Below are 4,304 nucleotides of genomic sequence, written 5' to 3' on the forward strand. Positions count from 1 at the left end.
AGCAAGCCGACCTCGTGCAGACGAGCCGCTCGCTCGAGCACGCAGCGCGCCTCCTTGCCGTTCAGATGCCACTTCGCGCGTGCCTGGCGCAACAGGTCGAGGGCGGTTGCGCTGACGCGCGCCGCCTGCGCCTCGTCCAGACCGAAGCGGGCGGTGACCTCGGCGATCGTCCGGTCGCGCACGTCCTCATGGGCGATTCGCCCGAGCAGGTCGTAGATCAGCCCCTCGCGCAGGGCGCCCTCGGAGACCTCCATGCGGGTCGCGCCGAGCGCCTCGCACAGCCCGTGCAGGACGACGAATCCGCCGACGAAGACGCGTGCGCGCGCCGCTTCCAGTTGCCAGCGGCTGGCGATGGCGGACGTCTCGCGGGTTTCCAGCAAGGCGGCGCGCAGACGGCGCAGCGCATCCAGCGTGATCCCCTGGCGGCTCCAGCCCTCGCTGACGAGCACATCCTGAATGGCCTTGATCGACCCCGAAGCGCCGGTGACGACTTCCCAGCCGCGCGCCAGATAGTCTTCACGCACCGGTTCGAGGTTCAACTGGACGAGCAACTCAGCTCGCCGCAGACTCTTGGCGGTAATCCGACCCTCGGCAAAGAATTCCCGGCTGACGCTGACGCAGCCCATGCGCAGGCTGGCCAGGTGCAGCGGATCGAACTGCTGCCCGATGATCAGTTCGGTGCTGCCGCCGCCGATGTCGATCACCAGGCGCTGACCGCTGACGTCGCCGACGCTGTGCGCAACGCCGAGATAGATCAGGCGGGCTTCCTCGTGCCCGGAGACGATCTCGACCTTGTGGCCGAGCACGCGCTCGGCGCGCGCGACGAATTCGGCGCTGTTGCGCGCTTGCCGCAAGGTGTTCGTACCGACGATGCGCAGGCGGGCGGGCGGAATGTGCCGTACGCGCTGCCCGAAGCGGGCCAGGCAGGCGAGTGCCCGCTGTTGCGCCGCGTTCGACAGGCGGTTGCGTTCGTCGAGTCCGGCGGCAAGCTGAACCATCTCGCGCAGCCGGTCGAGCACCTGCACACGACCGTTTTCGATGCGCGCGACGATCATGTGGAAGCTGTTTGAACCGAGGTCGATCGCCGCAACTGAATCAGAAGACACGATAAGACTCCTTTTTAATGAGTATTGCCCGGTCTGCAAGATCAGTCAATCCCGGCTGCGGCGCGTGCTGCCCGTGCCACCTGTCGACCTCGCCAGCCGAACGAGAATAGCGCCGAAGAGCGGGCGGTTTGCGGTACTTTTGCACACTCGCCGCAAGAAAATGGGCGGCAATGGCCAGGGCGAGCTACAACTCGAGCGGGTCGACTTCGAGATGCCAACTGAGCTGCGCCGGCAGCTTGAGCGCGACCAGGCGGAGCTGCCAAGTGCTCAGGAATGCCTGCAGCGCGCGCCGCGAGCCGGATTCGACGAGCAGTTGCGCGCGCTCGCGGTTGGCGCGGCGGGCCAGACGCATCGGCACCGGGTCGTAAGCGGTGACTGCCGCGCTGCCCAGTTCCAGCGCGAGGGCGCGCGCACTCGTCAGAAACACGAGCGCCTCGTCCATTTCGCGCGCCTCGGCGCGCAATACCGCCTGATAGGCGTACGGCGGAAAACCGGCCTGGCGTCGTTCAGCAAGCTGAACGGCGGCGAACGACGGATAGTCGTGCTCGACCAGTGCCTGATAAAGCGGGTGCTCGGGGAACTGTGTCTGAATCAGCACCTCGCCAGGTCGCTCGGCGCGCCCGGCACGCCCGGCAACCTGCATCAGCTGGGCAAAGAGCCGCTCGCCGGCACGCCAGTCGGCGGCAAACAGCGCTGCATCCGGTGCGACCACACCGACCAGCGTGAGGCGCGGGAAGTCGTGCCCTTTGGCGAGCATTTGCGTACCGACCAGGATGTCGGCCTCACCACGCTCGATGCGCGCGGCGAGCGCTTCCCACTGTTGGCGCGTGCTGGCCGAATCGCGATCGACGCGCAGGACGCGGGCCTGCGGGAAGAGCTCGGCGAGCGTTGCCTCGAGGCGCTGCGTGCCACGACCGAAGGCAATCAGATTCTGATTGCCGCAGGTCGGACAGGCTTTCGTCACCGGCACGGCAAAACCGCAATGGTGACAACGCAGCCGGCGATCGCGCAAATGCAGGACGAGATGCGCCGCGCAGCGCGGGCAACCTGACGTCCAGCCACAAGCCGGGCAACCGACCACCGGCGCGTAACCGCGCCGGTTGAGGAACAGGAGGCTCTGCTCGCCGCACTGCAGACGTTGTCCGAGCGCCACGCGCAGGGCAGACGACAGACCGTCTTCGGCTCGATCGAGGCGTGTGTCGATGCGCCGGACGAGCGGCAGCCGGGCGCCGGCGACCGCTCGCTCGCGCAACGAGAGGAGCCGGTAGCGGTTGCGGCCGGCATCGCCGCTGGCGTTGGCCCAGCTCTCCAGCGACGGCGTCGCCGAGCCGAGAACGATCGGAATGGCAAGCTGGCGCGCCCGGAAGACGGCAAGATCACGCGCCGAGTAGCGGATTCCATCCTGCTGCTTGAACGAAGGATCGTGTTCCTCATCGACGATGATCAGGCCGAGCGCCGGCAACGGCGCAAACACCGCAAGGCGCGTGCCGAGCACGATCCGCGCCGTACCGGTCAGCGCGGCCTGCCAGTTGCGCTGGCGGGCCGCTTCGCCCAGGCCACTGTGCAGACTGACCAGCGCCACCGCCGGAAATCGCGCCGCCACGCGCGCTTCGAGCTGCGGTGTCAGGTTGATCTCGGGCACCAGCAGCAACGCCTGCTTTCCGGCGAGCAAACTGCACTCGATCAGGCGCAGATAGACCTCGGTCTTGCCACTGCCGGTCACCCCGTGCAGAAGGAAGGAATGAAAACCGGGGCCGGCCTGCCGGATCGCAGCGAGCACGGCTTGCTGCTCGGCGCGCAGCTCGGGAAGCGTCTGCTCGCCCGCCGCGCGCACCGTGGCGCGAGCCGGCGGCCTGGGCCTTTTCGGCGATGGTAGCGAACGCAGGGCAACCGGCAGCGTTGCCAGCATGACCTGGCCGGGCGGCGCATGGTAGTAGCCGGCGCAGAACTCGGCCAGGCGCAGCCAGTCGTCCGGCAAGCCCGGCAGGTCGCGCAGCACCCCCTCGATCGGGCGCAACTGCTCGCTCGGAAGGTCGCTCGCTGCCGGCAGTTCAACGATGATTCCGACCATGGTCCGGCGACCGAAGGGTACCTGAACACGGCGGCCGACGTCGGCCGTCGTCACGCGCTCGCCGCCGGCAACCAGGTAATCAAAGTAGCGGTGCAGCGGCACGTCAAGCGCGACGCGAACGATTTGCGACAAGGGGCTCGGCCTCAAAAGGCACTGGCGGCGCGCTTCAGGGGGGGTCGTCAGTTACCGCCGGAAGCTCGCTCCAGTTCTGGCAATGCAGGGTAAAGCGTTCAGTTATCGGCGCTTTCGAGACGGTGCACAGCGCTTGTGAATAAAGGTGTGGACAAAATCGCGCGAAGGGCCCGAAAAGCCCGCGCAGCAAGGGTTTCAGGCCCGTTGCCGAAAAAATGGGCAACTTCAAACGACTTATAAATCAATGCGTTTAAAATATTCGCCAAGCCTCCGAAAAATCTCGTCACTTGGGCTTGACCTGTGGGACATTCTGTGAATAAGTGAGCGCCCGGTGAGCTCTTATGCTTCGTTTCTGGCCTCGATCCGGCTCATCCGATGTACCGCATCGACCAGAGCGGCGACGCTTTCCGGAGGCGTGAATTGCGAAATCCCGTGGCCCAGATTGAACACATGTCCCGTCCCGCCGGCTCCATAGCCGGAAAGCACGCGGTGCGCCTCGGCGGCGATAGTTTCCGGCGATGCAAAGAGAACGCCCGGATCGAGGTTGCCCTGAAGGGCGACCCTGTCGCCCACCCGCCGACGCGCCTCGCCGATGTCTACCGTCCAGTCGAGGCCGATGGCATCGCTGCCGATGCGTGCGATCTGTTCCAGCCAGAGGCCGCCGCCCTTGGTGAAGACGATCGACGGAATGCGCTCGCCCGCCTTTTCCTTCGCCAGGCCGGCGACGATCCTTTCCATATAGGCGAGCGAGAACTCCTGGTACGCCGCCGTGGACAGCGAACCACCCCACGTATCGAAGATCATCACTGCCTGCGCTCCCGCTTCGATCTGCGCGTTCAGATACGCGGTGACGGCCTGTGCGGTCACCGTCAGAACCCGGTGCAGCAGGTCCGGGCGCTCGTAAAGCATGTGCTTGATCCGGCGATAATCGTTGCTCGCACCGCCTTCGACCATGTAACACGCCAGCGTGTAGGGACTGCCGGCGAAGCCGATCA

3 protein-coding genes are annotated in these 4,304 nt (G+C 66.3%); all 3 read right to left on the reverse strand.

The window, feature by feature from the left end:
• On the reverse strand, window positions 1-1,106 hold a 1,106-nt coding region (locus tag RKP46_RS11200; protein ID WP_311106718.1), incomplete at its 3' end, for an exopolyphosphatase.
• A gap of 184 nt (window positions 1,107-1,290) precedes the next feature.
• Complete coding sequence (locus RKP46_RS11205; protein ID WP_311106719.1) at window positions 1,291-3,309, reverse strand: primosomal protein N'; 2,019 nt, start codon at window positions 3,307-3,309, stop codon at window positions 1,291-1,293.
• Between the two features lie 339 nt (window positions 3,310-3,648).
• Window positions 3,649-4,304: uroporphyrinogen decarboxylase family protein (locus RKP46_RS11210; protein WP_311106720.1), on the reverse strand; the 656-nt coding region annotated here is incomplete at its 5' end.

The organism is Accumulibacter sp. (assembly GCF_031732815.1).
GTDB lineage: Bacteria > Pseudomonadota > Gammaproteobacteria > Burkholderiales > Rhodocyclaceae > Accumulibacter.